Annotated in this window: 25 protein-coding genes and 2 tRNA genes; 9 read left to right on the top strand and 18 right to left on the bottom strand. The window is 61.6% G+C overall.

Features of this window, described 5'->3' with window-relative positions:
• Window positions 1-434: 434 nt before the first annotated feature.
• Complete coding sequence (locus MUU55_RS12630) at window positions 435-734, top strand: chorismate mutase family protein (RefSeq protein ID WP_244761113.1); 300 nt, start codon at window positions 435-437, stop codon at window positions 732-734.
• A gap of 16 nt (window positions 735-750) precedes the next feature.
• Here MUU55_RS12630 and galE read toward each other — a convergent pair whose 3' ends face one another.
• Complete coding sequence (gene galE / locus MUU55_RS12625) at window positions 751-1743, bottom strand: UDP-glucose 4-epimerase GalE (protein ID WP_244761112.1); 993 nt, start codon at window positions 1741-1743, stop codon at window positions 751-753.
• Between the two features lie 104 nt (window positions 1744-1847).
• Between galE and MUU55_RS12620 the strand changes: the two genes are divergently transcribed.
• On the top strand, window positions 1848-2375 hold the full coding sequence (locus tag MUU55_RS12620; protein WP_244761111.1) for an AAA family ATPase: 528 nt from the start codon (window positions 1848-1850) through the stop codon (window positions 2373-2375).
• A 65-nt stretch (window positions 2376-2440) separates the two neighbouring features.
• Here the strand turns inward: MUU55_RS12620 and MUU55_RS12615 are convergent, their stop codons facing one another.
• From MUU55_RS12615 to MUU55_RS12590, 6 genes are all read right to left on the bottom strand, one after another.
• Window positions 2441-3607, bottom strand: a complete 1167-nt coding sequence (locus tag MUU55_RS12615; RefSeq protein ID WP_244761110.1) for a pyridoxal phosphate-dependent aminotransferase — start codon at window positions 3605-3607, stop codon at window positions 2441-2443.
• A 138-nt stretch (window positions 3608-3745) separates the two neighbouring features.
• The gene (locus MUU55_RS12610) at window positions 3746-4909 is read right to left on the bottom strand and encodes a hypothetical protein (RefSeq protein ID WP_244761109.1); all 1164 of its coding nucleotides are present in this window, start codon (window positions 4907-4909) and stop codon (window positions 3746-3748) included.
• A 94-nt stretch (window positions 4910-5003) separates the two neighbouring features.
• A complete protein-coding gene (locus MUU55_RS12605) occupies window positions 5004-6053 on the bottom strand; it encodes an NAD-dependent epimerase/dehydratase family protein (protein WP_244761108.1) in 1050 nt (349 codons plus the stop codon).
• A 277-nt stretch (window positions 6054-6330) separates the two neighbouring features.
• Complete coding sequence (locus MUU55_RS12600) at window positions 6331-7368, bottom strand: polysaccharide pyruvyl transferase family protein (protein WP_244761107.1); 1038 nt, start codon at window positions 7366-7368, stop codon at window positions 6331-6333.
• A gap of 144 nt (window positions 7369-7512) precedes the next feature.
• Complete coding sequence (locus MUU55_RS12595; RefSeq protein ID WP_244761106.1) at window positions 7513-8790, bottom strand: CDP-glycerol glycerophosphotransferase family protein; 1278 nt, start codon at window positions 8788-8790, stop codon at window positions 7513-7515.
• 22 nt (window positions 8791-8812) lie between these two features.
• Window positions 8813-9535 (bottom strand): IspD/TarI family cytidylyltransferase, encoded by a 723-nt coding sequence (locus tag MUU55_RS12590; protein WP_244761105.1) that lies wholly within the window; start codon window positions 9533-9535, stop codon window positions 8813-8815.
• 705 nt (window positions 9536-10240) lie between these two features.
• Between MUU55_RS12590 and MUU55_RS12585 the strand changes: the two genes are divergently transcribed.
• The gene (locus MUU55_RS12585; protein WP_244761104.1) at window positions 10241-11164 is read left to right on the top strand and encodes a polysaccharide pyruvyl transferase family protein; all 924 of its coding nucleotides are present in this window, start codon (window positions 10241-10243) and stop codon (window positions 11162-11164) included.
• A gap of 118 nt (window positions 11165-11282) precedes the next feature.
• Window positions 11283-12497: a hypothetical protein gene (locus MUU55_RS12580; RefSeq protein WP_244761103.1), complete on the top strand. Its 1215-nt coding sequence runs from the start codon at window positions 11283-11285 to the stop codon at window positions 12495-12497.
• 85 nt (window positions 12498-12582) lie between these two features.
• On the opposite strand, the gene MUU55_RS12575 is transcribed toward MUU55_RS12580, so the two are convergent.
• From MUU55_RS12575 to MUU55_RS12530, 10 genes are all read right to left on the bottom strand, one after another.
• Window positions 12583-12658, bottom strand: a tRNA-Phe gene (locus tag MUU55_RS12575).
• Between the two features lie 172 nt (window positions 12659-12830).
• Window positions 12831-13040 carry a DNA gyrase inhibitor YacG gene (gene yacG, locus MUU55_RS12570; protein WP_244761102.1) on the bottom strand — a complete coding sequence of 70 codons (210 nt, stop codon included), beginning with the start codon at window positions 13038-13040 and terminating at the stop codon, window positions 12831-12833.
• Window positions 13040-13660, bottom strand: coding sequence for a Maf-like protein (locus MUU55_RS12565; protein ID WP_244761101.1), 621 nt, complete (start codon window positions 13658-13660; stop codon window positions 13040-13042). Before MUU55_RS12565 ends, yacG begins: the two co-directional genes overlap by 1 nt.
• Window positions 13661-13750: 90 nt before the next feature.
• The gene (gene infA / locus MUU55_RS12560; RefSeq protein ID WP_007759621.1) at window positions 13751-13969 is read right to left on the bottom strand and encodes a translation initiation factor IF-1; all 219 of its coding nucleotides are present in this window, start codon (window positions 13967-13969) and stop codon (window positions 13751-13753) included.
• 145 nt (window positions 13970-14114) lie between these two features.
• Window positions 14115-14576 (bottom strand): arsenate-mycothiol transferase ArsC, encoded by a 462-nt coding sequence (locus MUU55_RS12555; RefSeq protein WP_244761100.1) that lies wholly within the window; start codon window positions 14574-14576, stop codon window positions 14115-14117.
• Window positions 14577-14580: 4 nt separating this feature from the next.
• Window positions 14581-15057 (bottom strand): UPF0262 family protein, encoded by a 477-nt coding sequence (locus tag MUU55_RS12550; RefSeq protein ID WP_244761099.1) that lies wholly within the window; start codon window positions 15055-15057, stop codon window positions 14581-14583.
• Between the two features lie 3 nt (window positions 15058-15060).
• The gene (gene hisD, locus MUU55_RS12545) at window positions 15061-16359 is read right to left on the bottom strand and encodes a histidinol dehydrogenase (protein WP_244761098.1); all 1299 of its coding nucleotides are present in this window, start codon (window positions 16357-16359) and stop codon (window positions 15061-15063) included.
• 46 nt (window positions 16360-16405) lie between these two features.
• Window positions 16406-16843, bottom strand: coding sequence for a DUF2948 family protein (locus MUU55_RS12540; RefSeq protein ID WP_244761097.1), 438 nt, complete (start codon window positions 16841-16843; stop codon window positions 16406-16408).
• A gap of 105 nt (window positions 16844-16948) precedes the next feature.
• Window positions 16949-18241 (bottom strand): UDP-N-acetylglucosamine 1-carboxyvinyltransferase, encoded by a 1293-nt coding sequence (murA, locus tag MUU55_RS12535; RefSeq protein WP_244761096.1) that lies wholly within the window; start codon window positions 18239-18241, stop codon window positions 16949-16951.
• Window positions 18242-18406: 165 nt separating this feature from the next.
• On the bottom strand, window positions 18407-18607 hold the full coding sequence (locus tag MUU55_RS12530) for a hypothetical protein (protein WP_244761095.1): 201 nt from the start codon (window positions 18605-18607) through the stop codon (window positions 18407-18409).
• A gap of 148 nt (window positions 18608-18755) precedes the next feature.
• Here MUU55_RS12530 and MUU55_RS12525 point away from each other — a divergent pair.
• A tRNA-Thr gene (locus tag MUU55_RS12525) sits at window positions 18756-18830 on the top strand.
• On the opposite strand, the gene MUU55_RS12520 is transcribed toward MUU55_RS12525, so the two are convergent.
• Window positions 18809-19831: an AraC family transcriptional regulator gene (locus MUU55_RS12520; protein WP_280518937.1), complete on the bottom strand. Its 1023-nt coding sequence runs from the start codon at window positions 19829-19831 to the stop codon at window positions 18809-18811. The two genes, MUU55_RS12525 and MUU55_RS12520, sit on opposite strands and share 22 nt — an antisense overlap.
• 79 nt (window positions 19832-19910) lie before the next feature.
• Here MUU55_RS12520 and MUU55_RS12515 point away from each other — a divergent pair, with 79 nt between their 5' ends.
• The 4 genes from MUU55_RS12515 (at window position 19911) to MUU55_RS12500 (ending at window position 22845) form a co-directional block, all read left to right on the top strand.
• Entirely contained in the window at window positions 19911-20822 is a 912-nt protein-coding gene (locus tag MUU55_RS12515) for an MFS transporter (RefSeq protein WP_244761093.1), read from the top strand.
• The gene (locus tag MUU55_RS12510) at window positions 20791-21102 is read left to right on the top strand and encodes an MFS transporter (protein ID WP_244761574.1); all 312 of its coding nucleotides are present in this window, start codon (window positions 20791-20793) and stop codon (window positions 21100-21102) included. The genes MUU55_RS12515 and MUU55_RS12510 overlap by 32 nt, the downstream gene beginning before the upstream one ends.
• 122 nt (window positions 21103-21224) lie before the next feature.
• Window positions 21225-22376 (top strand): fumarylacetoacetate hydrolase family protein, encoded by a 1152-nt coding sequence (locus tag MUU55_RS12505; protein WP_244761092.1) that lies wholly within the window; start codon window positions 21225-21227, stop codon window positions 22374-22376.
• A 1-nt stretch (window position 22377) separates the two neighbouring features.
• Window positions 22378-22845 carry an Lrp/AsnC family transcriptional regulator gene (locus MUU55_RS12500; RefSeq protein ID WP_244761091.1) on the top strand — a complete coding sequence of 156 codons (468 nt, stop codon included), beginning with the start codon at window positions 22378-22380 and terminating at the stop codon, window positions 22843-22845.
• Window positions 22846-22853 lie beyond the last annotated feature (8 nt).

Raw genomic sequence — 22853 nt, 5'->3', positions numbered from 1 at the left:
CTGTGGTTCGCCGGTCTTTGGGCGGTTGGGGTTCTTGCCGTTACAGGGCTTGGATTGATTATCAAATTAGCGATCGGAACGTAACTTCACGTAACGTAATTGCATCCAGCTTCGCGCCAGCTTGCATGCCTAGGTTCCGCCTCGGCCAGCATGCAGGCCCGCAAGCGAAAGACAGGACCGCACCCTCCTTTTGCTTAACCCCCGGGCCTGCATGTGGCCTCGGACCGATGAACATCCGGTCCATGCCGGCCTGCAAATGGCGCTTTCGCGTGCTTCCGGTGCTCACGTACCAAAGTACGCTGCGCTCCGGGTCCCGCAAAAACACCCTTTTCGGCACGCCCTGTACCGGATGTTCATCGGTCCGCCCGCGACAGCGAGACGCCTTTCCCCCCGATCATTCCTCTGCTATCCGGGTCTCGCAAAAGGAGACCGGAATGGCGAAGACGGCTGAAGACTGCACGACGATGGCGGATATCCGCGAAAACATCGACCGGGTCGACCAGGCGCTGATGGCGCTCTTCGAGGAGCGTTGGAGCTTCATCCGCCGTGCCGCCGAGATCAAGGCTGGTCTGGGCATTCCCGCCGACGTGCCGGTGCGTGTGAAGGAAGTGCGCGACAACGCCAACCGCAATGCGCAGGCGCAGGGCCTTGACGGCGACTTCTACGAAGGGATCTGGGCGCAGCTCATTCAGCACGCCATCGCCTATGAGAAGGCGCAGCTCGGCGAGGACTGAGCGCTGTCGAAGCGGTTCAGATCTGGTTGCGCTTGCCGAGATGCTCTTCCCAATCGAGCGCCGTGCGCACGATGAAGTCGAGATCGTCATGCTGCGGCTGCCAGTTCAATTCCTTCATCGCGATGGAGGGATTGGCGACGATCAGCACGGCATCCCCCGGCCGGCGGCCGGCGAACCGCACCGGGAAATCCTGACCCGACACGGCCTTGACCTGCTTGAGCACTTCCAACACCGAGAAGCCCTTGCCATAGCCGCAGTTGGCGACGATCGAGCCGCCGCCGGCGCGCATGCGCTGCAGGGCCTTGAGATGCGCGTTGGCAAGGTCGCTGACATGGATATAGTCGCGAATGCAGGTGCCATCGGGCGTCGGATAGTCCGTGCCGTAAACGTCCATGCCGTCGCGTTTGCCAAGGGCTGCCTGGCTTGCCACCTTGATGAGATGGGTGGCGCCCGCGCCGGACTGTCCGGTGCGGCCGCGCGGATCGGCGCCGGCGACGTTGAAGTAGCGCAGCGCCGTGTAGGTGAAGTCGTGTGCGGCGGCGGTGTCGCGCAGCATGATCTCCGTCATCAGCTTGGAGGAGCCGTACGGCGATTCGGGGCGAAGTGCGGCTGTTTCCAGCACGGGCTCGGTGCCGTCGGGCGTGCCGTATACGGCGGCCGTCGATGAGAAGACGAAATGCGGCACCTTCGCCGCCACGGCCGCCGCGATCAGCGCCCGTGACTTCACCGTGTTGTTCTCGTAGTAAGAGAGGGGATCGGCGACCGATTCCGGCACGATGATCGAGCCGGCGAAATGGATGATCGCGTCGATGCTGTTCTCGGTAAAGATAGTGGAAAGCAGCGCACCATCGGCGATATCGCCTTCGTAGAAGCGCGCCTCGGGCGCGACCGCCCAGCGGAAGCCGGTGGAAAGCCGGTCGAGAACGACCACATCCTCGCCGGCATCGACGAGCGCCCAAACCATGTGGCTGCCGATATAGCCCGCGCCGCCCGTAACCAGAACCGCCATGCATTCCCCCGAATCGCTTGAATCTCGCGCATATCAGCGCGCCCGAAGACAAGACGCAACCGCAATTGCGACCATGTGTTTTTCAACCGCAGAAAGGCAAGACCATGTCCGATCGCTTCATCGTGCTTTCCGGCTGCTCCGGTGGGGGGAAATCCACACTGCTGGAGGAATTGCGTCGACGTGGCCACAGGACTGTCGAGGAGCCTGGCCGCCGCATCGTGCAGGAGGAAATGGCGAGCGGGGGCACGGCCCTGCCCTGGCTGGATCTGGCCGCTTTCGCCCGCCGCGCCATGGCGATGGCGCTCGCCGATCGGGACGCGATGCAGGGAGAGCACGGCTTCGTTTTCTTCGATCGCGGCTTGATCGATGCGGCTTCGGCGCTCGAAGCGCATTGCGGTGAGCGTGTCATCGCTGCGCTTGCCGTAGAGCACCGCTACAACAGAACGGTCTTTCTGACGCCGCCCTGGCCGGAGATCTATGTGGGCGATACTGAGCGCCGGCATGGCTTGGACGCTGCCCTTGCCGAATATGACCGGCTGGAGAGCGTCTACCCGGCGCTTGGCTATGAGACGGTCATCCTGCCGAAAGTGGCGGTGGCCGAGCGTGCCGATTTCGTGCTCGCCCGGCTGTAGAGTTTGTCAGGGAAAAGTGAAACCCGGTTTTCCGAAAGGACAAACGAAAACAAAGAGATCCGGGATCAGCGTGCCGCGATGTAGCGGGCAAGCCGATCGGCGGCCTCCGCCACCTGCGCAGGATCGCGCAGGAAACAGGCGCGCATGAACAGTTCCCCGCCGGGACCGAAGGCCGTGCCGGGCGCCAGGCCGACATTGGTGCGATCGACGATATCGATCGCGGTGCGACGGGAATCCGTCACCCCATCGATTTTCAGGAAGGCGTAAAGCGCGCCGTCCGGCTTCAGTGTCTCGACGCGATTGGTGGCGATCAGCGCGTCGCAAAAGACGTCGCGGTTCTTCGTCGCCTTGTCGATATTCGCCTGCAGGAAGGCATCCCCCTCGTCGAGCGCCACGATCGCCCCCTGTTGCAGGAATTGCGGCACGCCCGAGGTGGAATACTGGACGAGGTTTTCCAGCACCTGGCCGATCTCCGGTGGCGCGACGATCCAGCCGACGCGCCAGCCGGTCATCGACCAGTTCTTCGAGAAGGAATTGACGAAGACGACCTTGTCGCCCTCTTCCATCACGTCGAGGAAGGAGGGCGCCCGTCCGCCGGCATAGTGATAGAGCGCGTAGATCTCGTCGGCCATGATCCAGAGATCATGGCGTCGGGCGATTTCGAGAAGGTTCTTCAGATCCTCCCGCGTCGCGGTCCAGCCGGTCGGGTTCGAGGGCGTGTTGACGAAGAGTACGCGCGTTTTCGGCGTGATGGCCGCCTCGATCCGATCGAGATCGACCTGCCAGCGCCCGCCGGTGAAGTCGAGCGTCACCGCAATCGGATTGGCGCCGGAAAGCTCGGCCGCCGCCGCAAAATTCGGCCAGGCAGGCGTCAGGTACACCATGTCGTCGCCGGGCGAGACCAGCGCTTCGATCGCAAGTTTGATCGCCTGCATGCCCGACCCGACCACATAAAAATGCTCGGCCGGCAGGTTCGCTCCGAAACGCCGCGCATAATAGCGCGACAGTGCGGCCCTGAGTTCCGGAATTCCGCGCTGCCAGGTATAGAAGGTCTCGCCCCTGAGTAGAGCCTCGGATGCTGCCCGCGCGATGAAGTCCGGCGTCGGAAGATCCCCTTCACCCACCCAGAGAGGGATGAGCCCGTCGCGTCCCCGCGCATAGTTCACGACTTCGACGATCCCGCTTTCGGGGGCGTGGAGGGAGCGGGGGCTGAGGCTTTCGGCAAAGGACATGGGATCAACGAACTCCGGAACGGTGCTGTGCGATATCAGCAAGCTCTAGCCGGTTTTGGTCCCGGTTTCTCATGAGTTTCTATGACGCTTCCATCGAAGTTGGTGATGTGCGGCCGTCGGGCTCGGCTGCTTTCCGCCTCAGTCGGTGCGCGATCCGCGTATGCGCTTCCGCTCCAGGTCCGCTTCGATCTCCGTCACTGCGTGTCTGAATCTCGCATTGCCGTCGTCAAGGAAGAAATCGATGTAGTCCCTCTGGTAGTCGCTGGCGGCCTGCGTTAACGCGTGGGAGGCGCACGCCTCCATGGATGTCCAGTCTGCGAGATGAATGACGGACTTTCCTTTGGTCTGCATGTACTGCTCCGGCGCATACAAACCGTTTTTGCGCGTTGCCAGAACGATCGATGGAACTCCGATCTTGGCTGCCATGGATTCGGCGGCGGAGACATCGACGATCGCGCAGGAAAAGTCGGGCGGCATTTTTAACGATGTGCACGGCCGTGTCCGCAAAGCCAGCCGTTTCGAGCGCGGTATGACGGACAGATCCTTTCTGGTCATGACCAGTTTGATCCCCTGGCTCTCGATCGTCGTTATGAGATCGGCCAGCCTTTCCTTCAGCGCGGCAAGCCGCGTGCCGGTATTGGCGTGCGGCTTTATGCAGATGAACTCCGCAGAAAATTTCCGCGCGGTTTGCACGAGGAAATCGGCAAGCCGGGGTTCGTCCACTGTGGAATAGTTCTCGCTATCCACCCCCCCTTCCCATGTCGGCATGTAAAGCAAGCCGCGGGCGGAAGGCTGGATATCCTCGTCACCGATGAGGAGAAGATCGTCGTAGTCGACATTGGCGACGCTGGCGCCGCCGATGTCGCGCACCCTCTCGGCGACCGTCGCCTCGTTGAGGATGTCGAATTGCTGCAGGCGTTTGCCCGCGAAGGGGCCGGCGACGAGCACATAATCGTAAAGCCGGTAAAGCGGATGGAGCGATGCGCGCTTGTTGCTTTCACCGTGGCCGAAAAATATGTGCGTGTGTTTCCTGTTCTTTATGAGCTTCAGGTTCTCTGCGGAGTTGAAGAAGTAATATACGCGCCCATCGTCGTCAGGAAAAAGCGTTTCGCGAATGTTGAAGACGAAACGAAGGCGGAATTTGTATTTCCTCCAGCACAGGACGTGACGGAAAAAATTCGCGTAATGAAATTTGACCGCGACTTCCACGTCCGCCGGCCGGAACAGGGCGTTCTCGAACACGAAGGCATATTGCTCAACGCTGGATTTTGATTTGGAATCGATAAAGAAATAATCTTTCATGCTTCATGACGCTTCCAAATACAGGCAAAGCCGGTTCCCGCTCGCATGTCGATCAAGAGCGGCGTAGCCGGCTTGAAGGCCCACACGCATAACCCTATGCGCTGACCTTGTAGTGTTCATAGACGCGGCGCAGGCCCTCGGACAGGGGAACCTTGAAATCCCAGCCCAGTGCCTGGATTTTTTCCGATAGCAGGATGCCCGTGTCATGTTTCAGGTACAGGGGCGAAACATGCTTGGAAGCCTGGTGGGTCACTTCGATGGCCGCATTGTTGCTGGCCGCCGTTCTGGCGATCTCGAGCACCGAATAGATTTCGCGGTGATTGGAGACGTTATAACAGCCATTCTCGCCGCGGATCAGTCCCGTCAGGACGCCGGCAATGACGTCGGCGACATAGGTCGGCGATATCTTGTGGGAGCCGTCGGATTTCAGGTGGATGCCTGCATCGGCGACCATGGCACCGATAATGTCGCTCAGGACCCGGCCATCGTTCAGCTTGATGCCCGGTCCATAGGTGTGGGAAATCCGGAAGATGCGGTAGGGGTTTCCCGACTGCATGCTGAACGACGCAACCATGTTCTCGGCCAAACGCTTGCTTTCGGGGTAGGCGGAACGGATATCGAGCGGGTCCAGCACACCGTAGTCGGTTTCGCCGACGAAGGTCTTTTCCGGGTCGACCTTCTTTCCGTAGATTTCTCTCGTGGAAAAGAAGATGAAGCTGCCGGTTTGCGCGGTCAGCAGTTTCAGGAGGTCACTGGTGTAGTGAACGTTGGTCTGGATGACGTCCAGCGGGCGTGTCGCCAGGTCGGCGGGATTGGTCGAGCTGGCCGTGTGGAAAATGTAGTCATAGGGCCCACGGATCTGTTCCTCGCCGAACGTGACGACATCAAGGCCGGCATCGTCCATCCACTTGAGGAAATGCTGGCTGGCCGCCGAAACGTTCCGGCTCGAGGCGTAGAGGTGGATGCCAAGCCCGTATCTGTCACTGAGCTGTTTCAGCGCAGCCAGGATATAGAGCCCCATCAGGCCGGTCGAACCGGTCACAAGGATTTTCTTTCCTGCAAAGCCGCCGAGATCGTTTTCAGTGAAAAGAGTGCCAATCTCGATCGCGTCCTGCTCGATGATTTTGGCTTCAGGCTTGAACATGATGACCTACGTAGATTTTACCGGGATGGAAGAAGCAAGGCACCTTCCTTAGCCGGCTGGCTTCCCATGTTTTCGCCTGGCAGTAAAGACGAAACTCGCCCGCCTGTGGACGTGGAAAGAGGCACTTCCCGTAAAAATGTCGGCGTCGCGAACGCCAGGCGCTCCCTTTGGCGTTGCGCCCGCGTAACGGCATTCGTTGCCCGCACCCAAAACGATCATGCTCCCCGGAGGGGAGCATGATGCAAACAGGAAAGAGCAGGTCGGTTCGGCGGGGCGCCTACCGGTCGTTCTTGGTCTTCTTCAGCACGAACTTCTGGAACCAGATGTTCAGCAAGTCTCCCGTGCGGCCCCACCAGAGCGTCTTCTTCATGACGCGCCGGTCGTATTTCAGGTTCTGCATCACCCGCACGAGTGCATCGATGTCATCCATGTAGCCATAGCTGGCCGCATTGCTGTCATAGCCGGTGAATTCGGTGGTCCTGCGGACCAGGTCTTCCCGGATGGGCAGGAACTTGTCGGGGTTTGCCGGCGGGTTGTCGAGATCGAAGTTCGCGAAAATCTCGTCCCCCATGCCTTCATGGGCAACATGGAGGCAACCGTCGTAGCCGGAGAAGCGGGACTTGATGTTGTTGTTGTCCTTCGCGAGATCCAAGCGCAGGACCGGAGTGCCGAGCGCCAGGCAGGGCAGGGCGGCATGCAGGCGCGTGGTCACGACGCAATGCGCGCGCGACAAGAGATACAGCATCGTCCTTGCCAGATCGAAGCGCTGGTTCTGTGTGAAGGACGGCGTCAGGATCGCGGTCAACGAGAGGACCCTCCTGCCGGTCTTTTTCCGCATCAGGCGCAAAACCGAATCCGGCAGGTCGATTGCGAGAATGAAATCGCCGCGCGGCAGGTCGGGGTTCCTGTTGAGCGTCAGTGTCAGGCAGCCGGAGAAATAGGCATCGACACCTTTTCCCGTCAGGTAGTCCAGCGTGCTGATGTCCCGGCAGCCGACAGGTCCCACCTTCTTGAGGTAGTCGAGCGATCGCGCGTTGAAGCTGTCGCGGATGTCGTCGCGGATGTACATCGAGATCGGGAGCGGGTCGATCGAGTCGCTGGGGGGGAACCTCTTGGGCTCCCACATCCACCAGGCATTCATGATCAGCTTCGTCTTCGTGCTGGACTTGAACGTATTGACCTGTTCCCGGTGGACGAGCGTATCGATGCGGGGCAGGAATCTCTGCGCGGCGATGCTTTGGATTTCATCGCCGATATTCATGGAGGAATAGCTCAGAAGCCCATACTTCTGAGCGGAAGTGCTGTCGCGCCCCATTTGACATCCTAACAAGTCGAACCTGCCACGCACCGTGGAGGTTATCGGTTTGAATAAAACGCTCCCGCCGACAGGCAAGCGGCCGGAAGCGTTGTTTCGAGTGCATTGAAGCCCGGCATGCGGGCGAACCGTCGAGCGTCCATTCTACTCGGCAGCGGATTGAACTGGGATGGCCGAGAGATCGGCTGCGGCACCGCGCGTTTTGCGCTCGTCGTAGATGGCGCGCAATTCCACGACCTTCGTCCCTTGAGCGGCCATCTTGATCAGGTTTGCCGCTTTCTCGGCAGCCTTGCCGCTTTCCAGCGAACCTGCGCCTTCCAGGAAGCCGTCGACGCCCTTCTCGAAGGCGCCAACATCGAATGTCTCGATATTGTCGATCAAGGTGGCGGAATCAAACGAGACCGGGATCGGTGTGTCGGTGAAATCGAAGTAGAGCGCGCCTTCGAGCTCCTTCTTCATCGTTTGATCCAGATGGAAGAGGCAGGGGCGTTTCGTCAGCAGGAAGTCGAAGATCCCGCTCGAATAGTCGGTGATCATCGCATCGGACGAGACAAGAAGCTCCTGCATATCCGAATGGGCCGAGAGATCAACGATATCGGGGCCCTTGAGATTGTCGAGGGAGAGCTCGTGCTTGAGGAATTTGTTGCGGGTTCTGGGATGGAAGCGAAGCCCGAAGACCCATTCTCCGCCGAAGCGGGCCCGCAGCGCGCGCAAAATGCTCTCGACGTCGATTTTGGCGATGTAGTCGACATCGTTGCCGCTGTGGGTCGGTGCAAACAGGATCAGCTTCTTGCCTTCGATGCCGTATCTCTTGGAAACGCGCTCCTTGATGGAGGCGCTCAGGGCGGCGTCGAAAAACACGTCGTTTCGCGCATGGCCGATCTCGATGACCTGCCGCGACTTGAAGGCAAAGCCGCTCTTGAACACGCGCGTCTCGAATGCCGAATTCGAGAGGAAGAAAGTCGTTTTCTTGGCCTCGGCCCTGATGAGGTTCTTTCTCTTGAAGTTCACGTCCAGGCCGATCTTCTTGATGCCGAAGGAGCCGTGCCCGGTCTGAATCCAGATCTGCCCCTTTTTCTTGGGCCAGTCGCTCATCGAATTCAGGGTGTTGAAAACCACGACGCGCGCGGAGGCGAGCGCGATGCATTTCGCCAGGAAATCGGTCCCGGTATAGGACAGCCAGCTAGCGCTATGCCCGTCGTTGCGCTTCGACAGCAGCCAGGTGATTTTGAGATCCGGGTGCGTTTCAGACAGCTTTTTTGCGATGTAGCCGGGGTTGCACCCCACATCGAGGCCATCGAAATGGTCGAAAAGCACCTTTCTCTTGTCTATCCGCACCAGCGAAAAGATCGTCTTTTGCACGAGAGAAAGGAACTTCGACCTTAGCTTCTGCCAGATCGTCTTTTTCTTTTTTTTCGCCATGGTGCCAATTCCGAGTTGATCGCTAGTGCATTCCGAAGATCACTTCGTAGTGTCTTTCATCGATCAATGCCTTGAAGATGAAGTAGTCCTTCGCCGTTGTGATTTTTATGTTGTCGTGCGTGGACTCTACCAAGTGTATTTTTTTTCCGTGGTGCGCCATAAGGGTGCAACTGTCAATCAGAATGTCCTCGGGAAGACCTTCGACATTCGTGTGCGCCTCGTAGGCCTCGGCAAAGCTAAACGCCTGCGGCGCCTTTATTATGATGTGCTTGCTTCTTTTATGGACGGCGGAGAGTTTTTCGAAGTCTGTCGTCTCCGCCGGCGTTTCCGTCATCGGCACGTATGAGACCGCTGCGCCATGCGCCAGCGCGCCCTTTACGATATTCGTGATGTTATCCTGGGACACCAAGGGACGAACCGCGTCGTGCAGGATGATAACCCGCGCGTCGGGAAACCTGTCGTTGATGAAGTGCATAGCGTTGAGCCGCGACTCGTGGGAGGTGGCCCCGCCGGACACGATGTGGCAACGCTTTCCGATGTGGAACTGGCCGATAATGCGTTCCAGATACTCTTCCCAGCCGCTGACGCACGGGATGACGATTTCATCGATGAGAGGATTGGTCGAGAATTGCTCCAGAGTGTATGCAATGATCGGCTTTCCATACAGTTCCACGAACTGCTTCGGTGTACCGCTTCTTGAAAATCTGGCGCCGACTCCACCCCCAAAGATGATTGCAATGTTCATTCCGTACTGCTCCGGTTTACTGGATCGACCATTTGTCGCGTGCTGCGCGATGGCATGACACGCTGACGCCTCGTTTCCGAAAGACTTGGAACATGGCCTATGGCTGTATCCAGGGCGCAAAGCGTTTTTTTATGACGGCCGTATGACGACTGGCACACATACACACCGCATGACCGATAGACAAGCGTCCTCGCGATGTCACCGGGTGCATTGCGCAACGCCGATGCAGATTCCAAATGGGTCGCAGGCTCATTCTCGCTCCCAATATACCGGCCTGTGAACGTTTCAAAGTCAGACGGTCTGGCAAGCAGCAATATTCGCCAGTGTCCTGCTCTTTCGCGGCGGCTTGGCTCTTCGGCCTTCCGCAGCAGGAAGTATTCTTCGCACAGTGAAAGACAGTCCGTTTTGTCGCGAGACAATCGGGTGGCGTCGTGCTGTAATCGGAGTACGGAATCGTGGGGTGGGGCCTTTATACGTGATCAATCTTGCTCACTGCGAGGAGCGGATAGGGAAGAGTCGGTCTTTGCTCGAGACTGCATGCCTTGTTCCTTGCCTTCCGCTAGCTTTCGGTCGGTGCGATCTCGCCGCTATGAGTATCGGGACGGCGGGGGCATGCGGGATGTCTTCCCTTTTCGTCAAGGCAAGCAGAAGGTCGTCCGAAACCTCCCGTCTATTCTGCCGTCTGTGCCTGTGGAGCGAGGCACCATGACAACGGAACTGAGGCGGAGAATCCTGGAGGCCCTTTCGGAAACGGCGACCGCCGCGCCCTATGCGCTGATCGATTATCCCAACTATCTCAACCCGGGCGACGCAGCGATCTGGCTTGGAGCACGGCGTGTGCTGGAGGCGCTCAACGGTCGTCCACCTGCCTACACATCGACGCTGCGCGGCTTTTCGGCCACCCGATGCCGGCGTGCGATCGGCACCGGGACCGTCTACTTTCTCGGCGGCGGAAATTTTGGGGATCTTTATCCGCGCCACCAGCGTATGCGCCTCAATGTGCTGCGGTCGCTGCCGGACAATGCGATCGTGCAACTGCCGATGAGTTGCGCCATGGCGGCTTCGAATGACCTCAATCTGCTCGGCGAAACCCGGGCGCTCTACCGTGGCCGCTCCTCCATCCGCATCTTCGCCAGGGACATGGGCGCGCAAGCGGTCCTGCAGGAGTGTTTCGGCCTGCAAAGCGTGCTGTGCGCCGACCTCAGCCACATGCTCGATTTCCCCATCCTACCTGCGCGGCTGGACGTCGTCCGACTGATGCGCCGCGACCCGGAAACCTTGGTTCCGAATTCGATATCCGCTCCAGACTGGCGCGATATGAGGGGGCAGCGCTTTGCCAATCGCCTGGGAAAGCTGTTTCTTGCCTTGGCTCCGCCATCCTACCGCGGCCCTGCTCAGGACCGGGTTGCGATGTGGAAGGTGCATCAAGCCGTCGCCATGCTGGCGGAGGGGCGTGTGGTGGAAACCGACAGGCTCCACGCAGCCCTTCTCGCCATGGCCATGGGCCGCCAGGTCGTGCTCCACGACAACAGCACGGGAAAGGTGCTCTCCTATTGCCGAACGTGGCGGGCGCTGCTGCCGGAGGGGGCTCTTCGACAGCCTGCGCTGGCACCGGGCGGCATGCCGTGAACTGGCTGCCGATGGATCGCTGTCGGGCGAGGAATGTGTCGCGGGTGAATTGCCCCTGGGGATTGTTTTCCGAAGGCGCCGGCTTAGCATTTGGATTGATATGGAACAGAGGATGGGCATGGCGCGGCGAAGACCGGTATCGAAGCTGACGGTTCACACATCCGCTGATGGATGCCGCCTGACCGTGCATTCGGGGCAGCTCGCTCCGCCTGTATGGTTCGAGCGCGATGCCCCCGTAGGACCGGTCAGTTTCGACTTCGCCGTCATAGCCCTTCTTCCGCATGCCATGAAGGCCGGCTTCGACCTGGAACCGGATTTTCCCGTCGATCGCACTCTTTTGGAGGGGCTGGAGCACTTCCAGGAGATCTGGCATCGTTGGCGTCCGGACGTCTTTGCCGAGAGGATCGCCATTCGCGCCGAAGCCATCGACCGCAGCGCCGTTGTCGTGCCGGAACGGCAGAAGGCGGTGGCGGCGTTCTCGGCCGGCGTCGATAGCAGCTTCACGTTGCTTCGCCACGCCAGCGGACCGGAATGGGCCGGCAAGCGAAATCTCGTTTCCGCCGTCATGGTGCACGGCTTCGACATGCCGCTGGACGCCACCGACGGTTTTGGTCGCCTGCGTGGCCACGGCGAGGCTATCGCACGAGAGGTTGGCGTGGATTTCGTCGTCGTGCGTACCAATTGGCGGGAAACCGCGCCAAATTGGCAGATGAGCTTCGGCGCCGGCCTGGCTGCCGTGCTGCACCAGTTTTCGGACGGGCATGGCATGGGACTGATCGCAAGCGAAGAGGCCTATGACAATGCTTTCACCGTCTGGGGCAACAGCTTCTGGAACGATCGTTTCTTTTCACGGGGCGATTTCCGGATCGAGTCGGACGGCGGTGCCTACGATCGGATCGACCGCATCGCCGCTCTGGCCGCACGCCCGGCGATCCTTTCGGAGCTTTCGGTCTGCTGGGCGGGTCCGAGATCCGGTGAGAATTGCGGCCTGTGCCCGAAATGCGTGCTGACCAAGCTCAACTTCACGATCTGCGGCATCCGTGAGCCCTGGCCCTTTCCGCAGGCGCTTGCACCGGATCAGGTGGTCGCGATGAACGTGAAAACCCAATGGCAAGCCCGCTTTCTCGCCATCATCGAGCGCCGTCTACACGCTCTTCCTGGGCATGATCCTGTTCTGTTGGATGCCGTGAGGAGCCGGATAGCCCGTGCCATTGCGCAGGAAGGCTACGGTGCCGCAGCCTTGCCGCCGCCGCGTGGGAAAAAGACATGGTGGAAACGATGGGGCGGGCGCGCCCTCGATCGCATGAGGCGCCGCCTGCGTCCAGGTGGTTAATCGCCTTGATCTGATATCCAGAGTCAACTGGGCCCCGGAAACTAACCGCCATAGAAAATAAGCAAATGATTGTTTTGGAAACATATGGTGCCCGGAGGCGGATTTGAACCACCGACACGCGGATTTTCAATCCGCTGCTCTACCAACTGAGCTATCCGGGCATCCGGGTGGATTTCGGTTGGAAATCCGTGGGGCGCTTGGTTTCGCCCCGGAAGCGAGCGGGGTTATAACATCTTGCAAAAATGTGTCCACCCCTCTCGGCAGTTTTTTGCCGGAAAAATGACAGTCTTTTCAAGTTGTGGAAAAGATTGGATTTTTGCCGCGACGAAGGGCTTAGATTTCGTCGTCTTCGGGCTTTTCTTCCCCATCGGCAACCGGAATGGCATAGGAGCCCGAGAGCCAGCGGTTGAGATCGACGTCGCGGCAGCGGTTGGAGCAGAAGGGATAGTGCTCACGCGCCGAGGGGCGGCTGCAGATCGGACAGGGCACGGCCTTGCGGAGCGGCGCAACGGTGACGGCGGGCTTTTCGTTGTCGTCTGCCATCAGGCGTCCGCCCAGCCAGCATGCACGTCGAAGCCTTCGCCTGACAGTAGCGTCAGGGTTTCATAGAGCGGCAGGCCGACGACATTGGTGTAGGAACCGACAAGCTTGACGACGAAGGCTCCGGCAATGCCCTGGATGGCATAGCCGCCCGCCTTGCCGCGCCATTGGCCGGAGGCGAGGTACTGTTCGATATCGGTGGTCGACAGACGCTTGAAGCGGACCTTCGTGTCGATGACCTTCTGGCGCACGGTGCGCTCAGGCGTGATGAGGCACACGCCGGTGAAGACGCGGTGGCTGCGGCCGGAGAGCAGATGCAGCGCGCTGGAGGCTTCGTCGATCATCTCTGTCTTCGGCAGGATGCGCCGGCCGACGGAGACGACCGTATCGGCGGAGAGGATGTAGCTGCCGGCGAAGGCCGGATCGCCCTTGATGGCGGCAAGCGCCGCCTGCGCCTTGCCGGTCGACAGGCGCCGTGCGAGCGAGCGGGGATGCTCGGAGCGTTTCGGCGTCTCGTCGATATCCATCGGCATCAGGCGCGCGGGCTCGATGCCCGCCTGCGCGAGCAGTTCGACGCGGCGCGGCGAGCCGGAGGCGAGGATGAGCTTGTCGGTCTGCGCCATGGGATCTCCGGGAAGGCGCCGGGGGCGCCGGATTTCGCTCTCTGGCCAAGGGCCGAACGAGGGCGCTGCCCCAGGGCTTTGAAAAGCGTCTTACTTGAAGCGGTAGGTAATGCGACCCTTGGTGAGGTCGTAAGGGGTCATCTCGACCAGCACCTTGTCGCCGGCGAGAACGCGAATGCGGTTCTTGCGCATGCGGCCTGCGGTGTGCGCGATGATCTCGTGCTCGTTCTCAAGCTTGACGCGAAACGTTGCGTTCGGGAGCAGTTCCGTCACGATGCCGGGAAATTCGAGGACTTCTTCTTTTGCCATCTTGTGATGATATTCCTGTAGGGTGGATGAGGGCGAGCCTTATGCCCGCCTCAAAAAATTTGCCGGAAACTACACAATCCCCGGTGCTTTGTGAACACCGAAGCGCGGGGTTTCTGCATTTGCCGAAAATCAGGCCTTCCTGCGGTCAGCCCGGGTCTTTCAGGCGCTTCTCTATCAGAGTTTTCAGGAATTCGCGAACATCGCGATAGGAGCTGAGAATCTGGTCGCGGGTTCCGGTCGCAACCGTGGGGTCGGGTGTGGGCCAATACATGACATCGACGGCCATCGAACGGGTCAGTTCGAGTGCCGCATGATGTGCCTCCGGGGCCAGGGTGACGATCAGATCGAAGTAGTCGTCCTCCAGCTCGTCAAGCGAATGTGGCGCATGGCGTCCGAGCGACAGGCCGACCTCGTCGAGCACCGCATCGACGAAGGGATCACGCTCGCCCGGACGCACGCCGGCAGAGGCGATATAGGTGCCGGGCAGAAGGCTGCGCGCAAGCATTTCGGCCATTGGCGAACGCACCGCGTTCATACGACACATGAAAAGGATCGAACGGGGTATCCGCGACGAGGCTTCCTGCGTTGTCGGGAAGGCACTCTCCATCCACTCACCCGCGCCAGTAGAGAACACAGACGAGCGTGAACAGGCGGCGGGCCGTGTCGAAATCGAATTTGATCTTGCCCGACAAGCGGTCCATCAAGGTCTGCGAGCCCTCGTTGTGGATACCGCGGCGACCCATGTCGATCGCCTCGATCTGGCTCGGCGTGGAGGAGCGGATCGCCTGATAGTAGCTTTCGCAGATCAGGAAATAGTCCTTCACGATACGGCGGAACGGCGTCAGAGACAGGATATGGGTCGCGACGTCCTCGCCCTTCTCCGTGCGGATGGCGAAGACCAGCTTGCTGTCGAGAAGCGAGATATTAAGGCGGTAGGGGCCGCCGGCATGGCCGACCGGCTCGAAGGTGTTTTCCTCGATGAGATCGAAGATGGCAACGGCACGCTCGTGCTCCACATCGGGCGTGGCGCGGCCGATCGTATCGTCCAGCACCACGTCGCAGAGGCGGAAGTTGCCCTTCGTGCCCATGCCTCAACTCTCCAGATTGAGCCGGATGGCGACGGAACGGGCATGGGCGCCGAGGCCTTCGGCCTCCGCCAGCGTGACGGCGGCAGGGCCAAGCGCGCGCAGCTGATCGGGGCCGAGGCGCAGGATCGACGTGCGCTTCATATAGTCCAGCACCGAGAGTCCGGAGGAGAAGCGGGCCGAGCGGGCGGTTGGTAGAACGTGGTTCGAACCGCCGACATAGTCGCCGATGACCTCGGGCGTGTGGCGGCCGACGAAGATGGCGCCGGCATTGCGGATCTCGGGCATGAGGGCATCGGGATTAGCGGTCGCGATCTCCAGATGCTCGGCGGCGATGCGGTTTGCCAGCGGCACGGCTTTCTTCAGGTCCGGCACGAGGATGATGGCGCCGAAATCGCGCCAGCTGGCGGCAGCGGTCTCCGCGCGCTCCAGCGTCTTCAGCTGGCGTTCGACGGCTGCCTCGACCGCATCGGCAAGAGCGGTGCTGTCGGTGACGAGAATCGACTGGGCGCCGACATCGTGCTCGGCTTGGGCGAGCAGGTCGGCGGCGAGCCAGTCCGGATCGTTGTCGGCATCGGCAATGACGAGCACTTCCGAGGGACCGGCGATCATGTCGATGCCGACGGTGCCGAAGACCTGACGCTTGGCGGCGGCGACGAAGGCATTGCCGGGGCCGGTGATCTTGGCGACGGGCGCGATCGTCTGCGTACCATAGGCAAGGGCGGCCACGGCCTGCGCGCCACCGATACGGTAGATTTCATCGACGCCGGCGATGCGCGCGGCCGCGAGCACGGCGGGGTTGATCTCGCCTTCCTTGGCCGGCACGACCATGACGAGACGCGGCACGCCGGCCACCTTGGCCGGCACGGCATTCATCAGAACCGAGCTCGGATAGCTCGCGGTGCCGCCCGGCACGTAGAGACCGACGGCATCGATCGCCGTCCAGCGCGAACCGAGGCCGACGCCGATCTCGTCTTCGTAGATATCGTCCTTCGGCATCGCGCGGGCATGGTGCTTTTCGATGCGCTGGGCGGCAAGTTCGAGGGCGGCGATGATCTTCGGGTCGACGGCGTCATAGGCCTGCTCGATCTCTTCTAGCGACACGCGCATGGAGGTCATGGAAAAATCGAGGCCGTCGAACTTCTTGGAGTAATCGGCCAGCGCCGTGTCGCCGCGGGCGCGCACATCGTCGATGATGGCGCGCACGACGGTGTTGACGTCTTCGGAGACCTCGCGCTTGGTGGTCAGGAAGGCAGCAAACCGGCTTTCGAAATCGCTGCTCTGGTAGTCTAGTCTGATCGCCAAGTCTGTCGTCCCTGTCGTCTCCCGGCACATCTGCCGGTTCATGCATTCAAACCGCTGGATGGCGGGGCTTCAAGCTGGTTTCCCATGCTCCGCCGGTATCTGCAAGCTGAACTTCGACGCATTCCACATCGAGCGCCACCGAAGCGTTGCCCGACAGAACGACTTCCAGCGTTCCGTCAGGACCTTCGCCCTTCGGCGTGAAGTTTATGGCGAGCAAGGAGAAGACGGCGCTCGTATCCTTGCGGTCGATGCCGATGGAACGCACGGCGTTCACGCGCTTGAAGGCGACGACGGCGCGGCGGCGCTCAAAACTCTTGCCGCGGCTTGCGGCACTCTCCCAGACGAAGCGGTTGACGACGACCGAAAAGACATGCTGGCGGGCGTCGAAGGCGAGGCCGTCGGTCTTGAAGACCGCGTCCTGGAGATGGGCCGAGACGACCGCGAGGTCTTCGGCGTCGAGGGCAAGCAGTTTCAGGCTGTCCATAATCGATGTCCTTCCCGTGGAAGCCGCCGTGTGCGGCATCCCGTATATTCGGTAAACGAGATAGGACGGCACGCGGCGGACTGCAACGCCGCCGCGTGGGAAAGATCAATCGCTGACGCGTTCGACGATGGCGCCGCAGCGGGTGAGCTTCTCTTCGAGGCGCTCGAAGCCGCGGTCGAGATGGTAGACGCGCGAGACCATCGTCTCGCCTTCGGCGGCAAGGCCGGCGATGACGAGCGAGACGGAGGCGCGCAGGTCCGTCGCCATGACGGGCGCGCCGCGCAGGCGTTCGACGCCCTCGATCTTGGCCGTCTGGCCGGAGAGCGAGATTTTCGCACCGAGGCGGGCGAGCTCCTGCACATGCATGAAGCGGTTCTCGAAGATCGTCTCGGTAATGTGCGAAATGCCGCTCGACTTGGTCATCAGGCCCATGAACTGCGCCTGCAGGTCCGTGGGGAAGCCCGGGAAGGGGTCGGTGACGACGTCGACAGGCTTGATGCCGCCGCCGTTGCGCACGACGCGGATACCGCTTTCCGTCGAGGTAATCTCGGCGCCGGAGCGGCGGATCGCTTCAAGTGCGGTGTCGAGCAGCGAGGCTTCCGTGCCTTCCAGCACGACATCGCCGCCGGTCATCGCAACAGCCATGGCATAGGTGCCGGTCTCGATCCGGTCCGGCAGCACGCGGTGGCGCGCGCCGGAAAGCTGGGTGACACCTTCGATGGTGATGGTGGAGGTGCCGGCACCCGTGATCTTCGCGCCCATGGCATTCAGGCACTTGGCGAGGTCCTGCACTTCAGGTTCGCGGGCGGCATTGCCGATGACCGTCGTACCGCGGGCAAGTGTCGCCGCCATCAGGAGCACGTGGGTCGCGCCGACCGAAACCTTCGGGAAGGTGTAGCGGGCGCCGATCAGGCCGCCCTGCGGTGCCGTCGCCTCGACGTAACCGCCGTCGATCTCGATTTTCGCGCCAAGGGCTGCAAGGCTCTCGATGAAAAGATCGACCGGACGTGTGCCGATGGCGCAGCCGCCCGGCAGCGAGACGCGAGCCTTGCCTTCACGCGCCAGAAGCGGGCCGATCACCCAGAACGAGGCGCGCATCTTCGAGACCAGCTCATAAGGAGCGGTCGTGTCGACGATGTTGCGCGAGGTGAAGGTGACGGTGCGCGAATAGCCTTCGCCCTGGCGTTCGCGGCGGCCGTTGACGGTGATGTCGGCGCCGTGGTTCCCGAGAATGCGGATGAGCTGCTCGACATCGGCGAGATGCGGCACGTTTTCCAGCGTCAGCGTGTCGTCGGTCAGAAGCGACGCGATCATCAGCGGCAGCGCAGCATTCTTGGCACCGGAGATCGGGATGATGCCCTTGAGTTCGTTGCCGCCTACAATCCTGATACGATCCATATGCGATTACGGGCCGGGCCCGCCTTTCTTGAGATATAGGCTTTCGGAGATTGCGGCCTCTTTAGAGCATCGCGAAAGAAAAATGAAGACCGCGCCGACCGACCGCGCATGCGCACGCCCGGCTGGACGATCACCCCCGTAGCCTTCGTGGTGAAGACATCCCGACTAACCGTCCGATTCGTCTTTTTTTGCGGCAGAGGTGCCGCCGGGTAAACCCGTCGTCTCGTCAGCCTCGCCGGCACGACGCGCACGCGCCTGCTGCTTGCGGCGCTGGAGATTGTCGCGCAGCGTCTTGGCCAGCCGCTCCGCCCGGATCTCCGCTTCCGTCCTGATTTTCCCGCTTTTCGTCTCGTCCTTGCCGCTCATATCCCTTCTCATAATGAAAACAGGCGCACGAAAAAAGCGCCGCCGTCATCAGTTTGTTGCGATAATCGTAAAATCGCCGCTTGCGCTGCCCATCCACCTATGGCAATAGGCCCTCGCTCACGCGAAAGCGCCTTCCGCTTCGCAAGATGCTGCTATAGCTCAGGGGTAGAGCACTCCCTTGGTAAGGGAGAGGCCGAGAGTTCAAATCTCTCTAGCAGCACCATTTTCCCTCCCAGTTTTCGTATGTTCCAAGCCGCTTGCGGCGCCGTTCTTGCGCGCCTGGCCCGGCGGTTTGCCGACGATGCGTTTGAAGGCGCGGGCGAAGGCGGCTTGGGAGCCGAAGCCGAGACGGCGGGCGGCGGTGTCGATGGCGAGCTTGTCGCGGCGGAACCATTGTTCGGCAAGCCGCATGCGCAGCGCGAGTACGTAGCGCTGCGGGGTGACGCCTGTTACCTCAACGAAGCGCTTGGCGAAGACCGAGCGGGAGCTGCCCATTTCCTGCGCCATGTCGGCGAGCGTCCAGTTGCGGCCGGGTTCGCGGTGCAGGGCGGCAATGACGCGGCCGAGGCGGGGATCGCGCAACGCTTCGATCCAGCCGGTCGCGTCACCGCAGCCGCATTCCACCCAGCCGCGCACGATGGAGGCGGCGATGACATCGGCGAGGCGCGCGAGGATGCCGGCCGAGCCGACGCGTTCCTCCGCCATTTCCCGCTCCATGGCGCCGAGCAGCGGCATCAGTTCCGGCTGGCGGCCGATCAGCGCGCCGACGGACATGATCTGCGGCATCAGGCCGACGAGCGGGTGCAGCGTATCGAGCTCGAATTCCATACGGCCGGTGAAGATGAGCGTGTCGCTCTCCCGGTCCGCGGACTTGATGCAGGCTTCCACTGCCTCGACTTCGGGGCAGAGCGGCTTGTGCGTGTAGCTCTCGTAGTCGCGCATCCGGACATTCGGGCCGGTGATGATTTCGTGGCTCTCGCCGCGTGGCAAAAGCACCGCATCGCCGCAACCGAGAGGACGATCGGCCTCGCCCGGCGCGCGCAGTAGCACCTTGCCGCGTGCGATGAAATGGAAACGGGCTTCCGGCCCCGCCGGAAAGCGGATCCCGAAGGGCGGGGTCAGTTGCAGGCGGCCGTAGCTGGCGCCGCGCAGGCGCATGCCCATCAGAAGCTCGCTGACGGGATCATGCGCATTTTGGGTCAGGTCGGACGATCGATCAAACATTGCGGATAAAATGGCATTGTACGTCCTGCGTTTCAACCCACCTTTTCAGCACGCACCTGCAACAGGAAAGGGATGGCAGATGACGGATGCAACACTATCAGTGCCCGAGAGCGAGGCCGAGGCCCGCCCGGCCTGGGGAGCCGTGCTCGCCATGACGCTCGGCGTGTTCGGGCTGGTGGGAGCGGAATTCCTGCCGGCAAGCCTTTTGACGCCGATGGCTGATGATCTCGGGATTTCCGAGGGCATGGCGGGGCAGGCGGTGACGGCGACGGCCGCCGTCGCGCTGGTGACGAGCCTCGTGATTACCGTGGTAACGCGTAAGCTCGACCGGCGGCTGGTGCTGCTCGGGCTCTCTGTTCTCCTGATCTTCTCTAACCTGCTCGTCGCGATGTCGTCGAACCTGCCCATGCTGCTCGCCGGCCGCGTTTTGCTCGGCATGGCGCTTGGTGGCTTCTGGACGCTTTCGGCCGCGACCATGATGCGGCTGGTGCCGGAAGCACTGGTGGCAAAGGCGCTGTCGATCATGTTCCTCGGCGTGTCGCTGGCGACGGTCTTTGCAGCCCCGGTCGGCAGCTACATCGGCGACATCGTCGGCTGGCGAAATGTCTTTCTGGGAGCAGCCGTGCTCGGCGCGCTGGCGCTTGTCGTGCAGCTGGCCACATTGCCCTTACTCCCGCCGCGCGGCCATTCGCGCTTCGGCACCCTGGTGGAGGTGCTGGCACGGCCGGGTGTTGGTTTTGCCATGCTGGCAATCCTGCTCGTCTTTACCGGCCACTTCGCCTTCTTCACCTATATAAGGCCGTTCCTCGAAACGGTAACGGGCGTCGGCGTCGAGGGTGTTTCGGGCGTGCTGCTCGGCTTCGGCATCGCCACCTTCTTCGGCAACTATCTCGGGGCCGTGCTGCTCGAACGCTCCATGCGCTTCACGCTGACGATCATGCCGCTCGTGATGGGTGTGCTTGCTATCTCGCTTTCCGCCTTCGGCGGTTAGCCTTGCCGGCGATGCGGCGATGGTCGCGCTCTGGGGGCTCGCCTTCGGCGCGGTGCCGGTCGCCTGGTCGACCTGGATCACGCGGGCCGTGCCCGATGAGGCGGAAAGTGCGGGGGGCCTCTTCGTCGCCGCGATCAACTTTGCGATTGCGACGGGGGCTGCGGCCGGTGGCGCCTTGTTCGATGCCAATGGCTTCTCAAGCGTCTTCGTCGCCAGCGGCGTCGCACTCTTCCTCGCTGGCCTCACCATCGTCTCGACGGTGCGTACAAAGCCTGCCTGACTGTTCGGGATGGCGGCGTCACGTCGCCATCCCGCGTTCGTTTTGGCGTTCTCATGGCCGCCCTGTTCCCGTCCGCCCTTTTCGCGTTACAACGTTCACCGAGGATTTTGGAGGAGCGGCGCGTGACGGCAGGTGATTTTTCGCGGGAGACCTTTGTCGGGCGCGTCTGGCGGCCGGATGTACAGGGGCCGGCAGTGGTGGTGCTGAGGGATGGCAAGCTCTGCGACATCACCTCGAAGGATGTCCCGACCATGCGGGACTTGCTGGAAAGGGACGACCCGGTCGCGATTGCCCGTGCTGCTCCCTGCGAATCGCTCGGCGCGCTCGATGCCGTGCTGGAGGCTTCCGTCGAGAGCGCCGGTAATTTCTCGCGCCTGCATCTGCTGGCGCCCTGCGATCTGCAGGCCGTGAAAGCCGGCGGCGTGACCTTCGCGCGCTCGATGATCGAACGGGTGATCGAGGAGAAGGCAGCCGGCAATCCGGCACTGGCGGAGAAGGTGCGCGGGCGGGTCACCGCGATCATCGGCGACAGCCTGCGCGATCTGAAGGCCGGTTCGGAAGCAGCCAGCAAGGTCAAGGCGGCGCTGATCGAGGAGGGCGTCTGGTCGCAATATCTCGAAGTCGGCATCGGGCCGGATGCGGAGGTGTTCACCAAGGCGCCGGTCCTGTCGTCCGTCGGCTGGGGGGCATCGGTCGGGCTGCATCCGATTTCGAAGTGGAACAATCCAGAGCCGGAAATCGTGCTTGCCGTCGATAGTGCAGGCCGCGTCAAGGGTGCGACGCTCGGCAACGACGTCAACCTGCGCGATGTCGAGGGGCGTTCGGCGCTGCTGCTCGGCAAGGCGAAGGACAACAACGCCTCCTCTGCCATCGGCCCGTTCATCCGGCTGTTCGACGAGACCTACTCCATCGATGATGTGCGCAAGGCCGATCTCGACCTCATGATCGAAGGCGAAGATGGTTTCGTCTTGAAGGGCCGCAGCACGATGCGCGAGATCAGCCGCGACCCGCTCGATCTCGTTGCGCAGACCATTGGCAAGCATCATCAGTACCCTGATGGGTTCATGCTGTTCATGGGCACGCTGTTTGCGCCCGTCGAGGATCGCGATGCGCCGGGGCAGGGCTTTACGCACAAGACGGGCGACCGCGTGGTGATTTCCAATGCGGAACTGGGGTCGCTTGCCAACACTGTGCGCCTTTCCACCGAATGCCCACCCTGGACCTTCGGCATCGCCGCGCTGATGCGCAATCTCTCCTCGCGCGGGCTGATTTGACATGGCCGACGGTGTGCTGGACGAGACGGGCCGCAAGATCCTGCGTCTCCTGCAAAGCGAGCCGGAACTGACCGTCGCCGAAATCGGCGAGCGCGTGGGCTTGAGCCATACGCCGTGCTGGCGGCGCATCAAGGAGATGGAAAAGCAGGGTATCATCCGCGGCCGTATCATTGCTGTCGAGCCGCGGCTGGTCGGCTTCGAGGTCTCGGTTTTCTGTTTCGTGCGGCTGAAGCAGCATGACGAGGCGACGTTGCTGGAGTTCGAAAAGGCCGTGAAGAACATGCCCGAGGTCGTGCAGTGTTATTCCATGACCGGCGACCACGACTATGTGCTGCGCGTGCTGACGAACAGCGTGCGGCAATACGAGGAGATCCTGAAGAAGGCGTTGCTGCGTCTTCCGGGTGTCGGTTTCGTCAATTCCAGCTTCGCGCTCGATGAGCTCAAGAATACGCACCGGGTTCCGATCTGACGCCGCAA

The sequence above is a fragment of the Shinella curvata genome (assembly GCF_022899935.1).
GTDB lineage: Bacteria > Pseudomonadota > Alphaproteobacteria > Rhizobiales > Rhizobiaceae > Shinella > Shinella curvata.
This window is presented reverse-complemented; position numbering and strand designations above follow the sequence as displayed.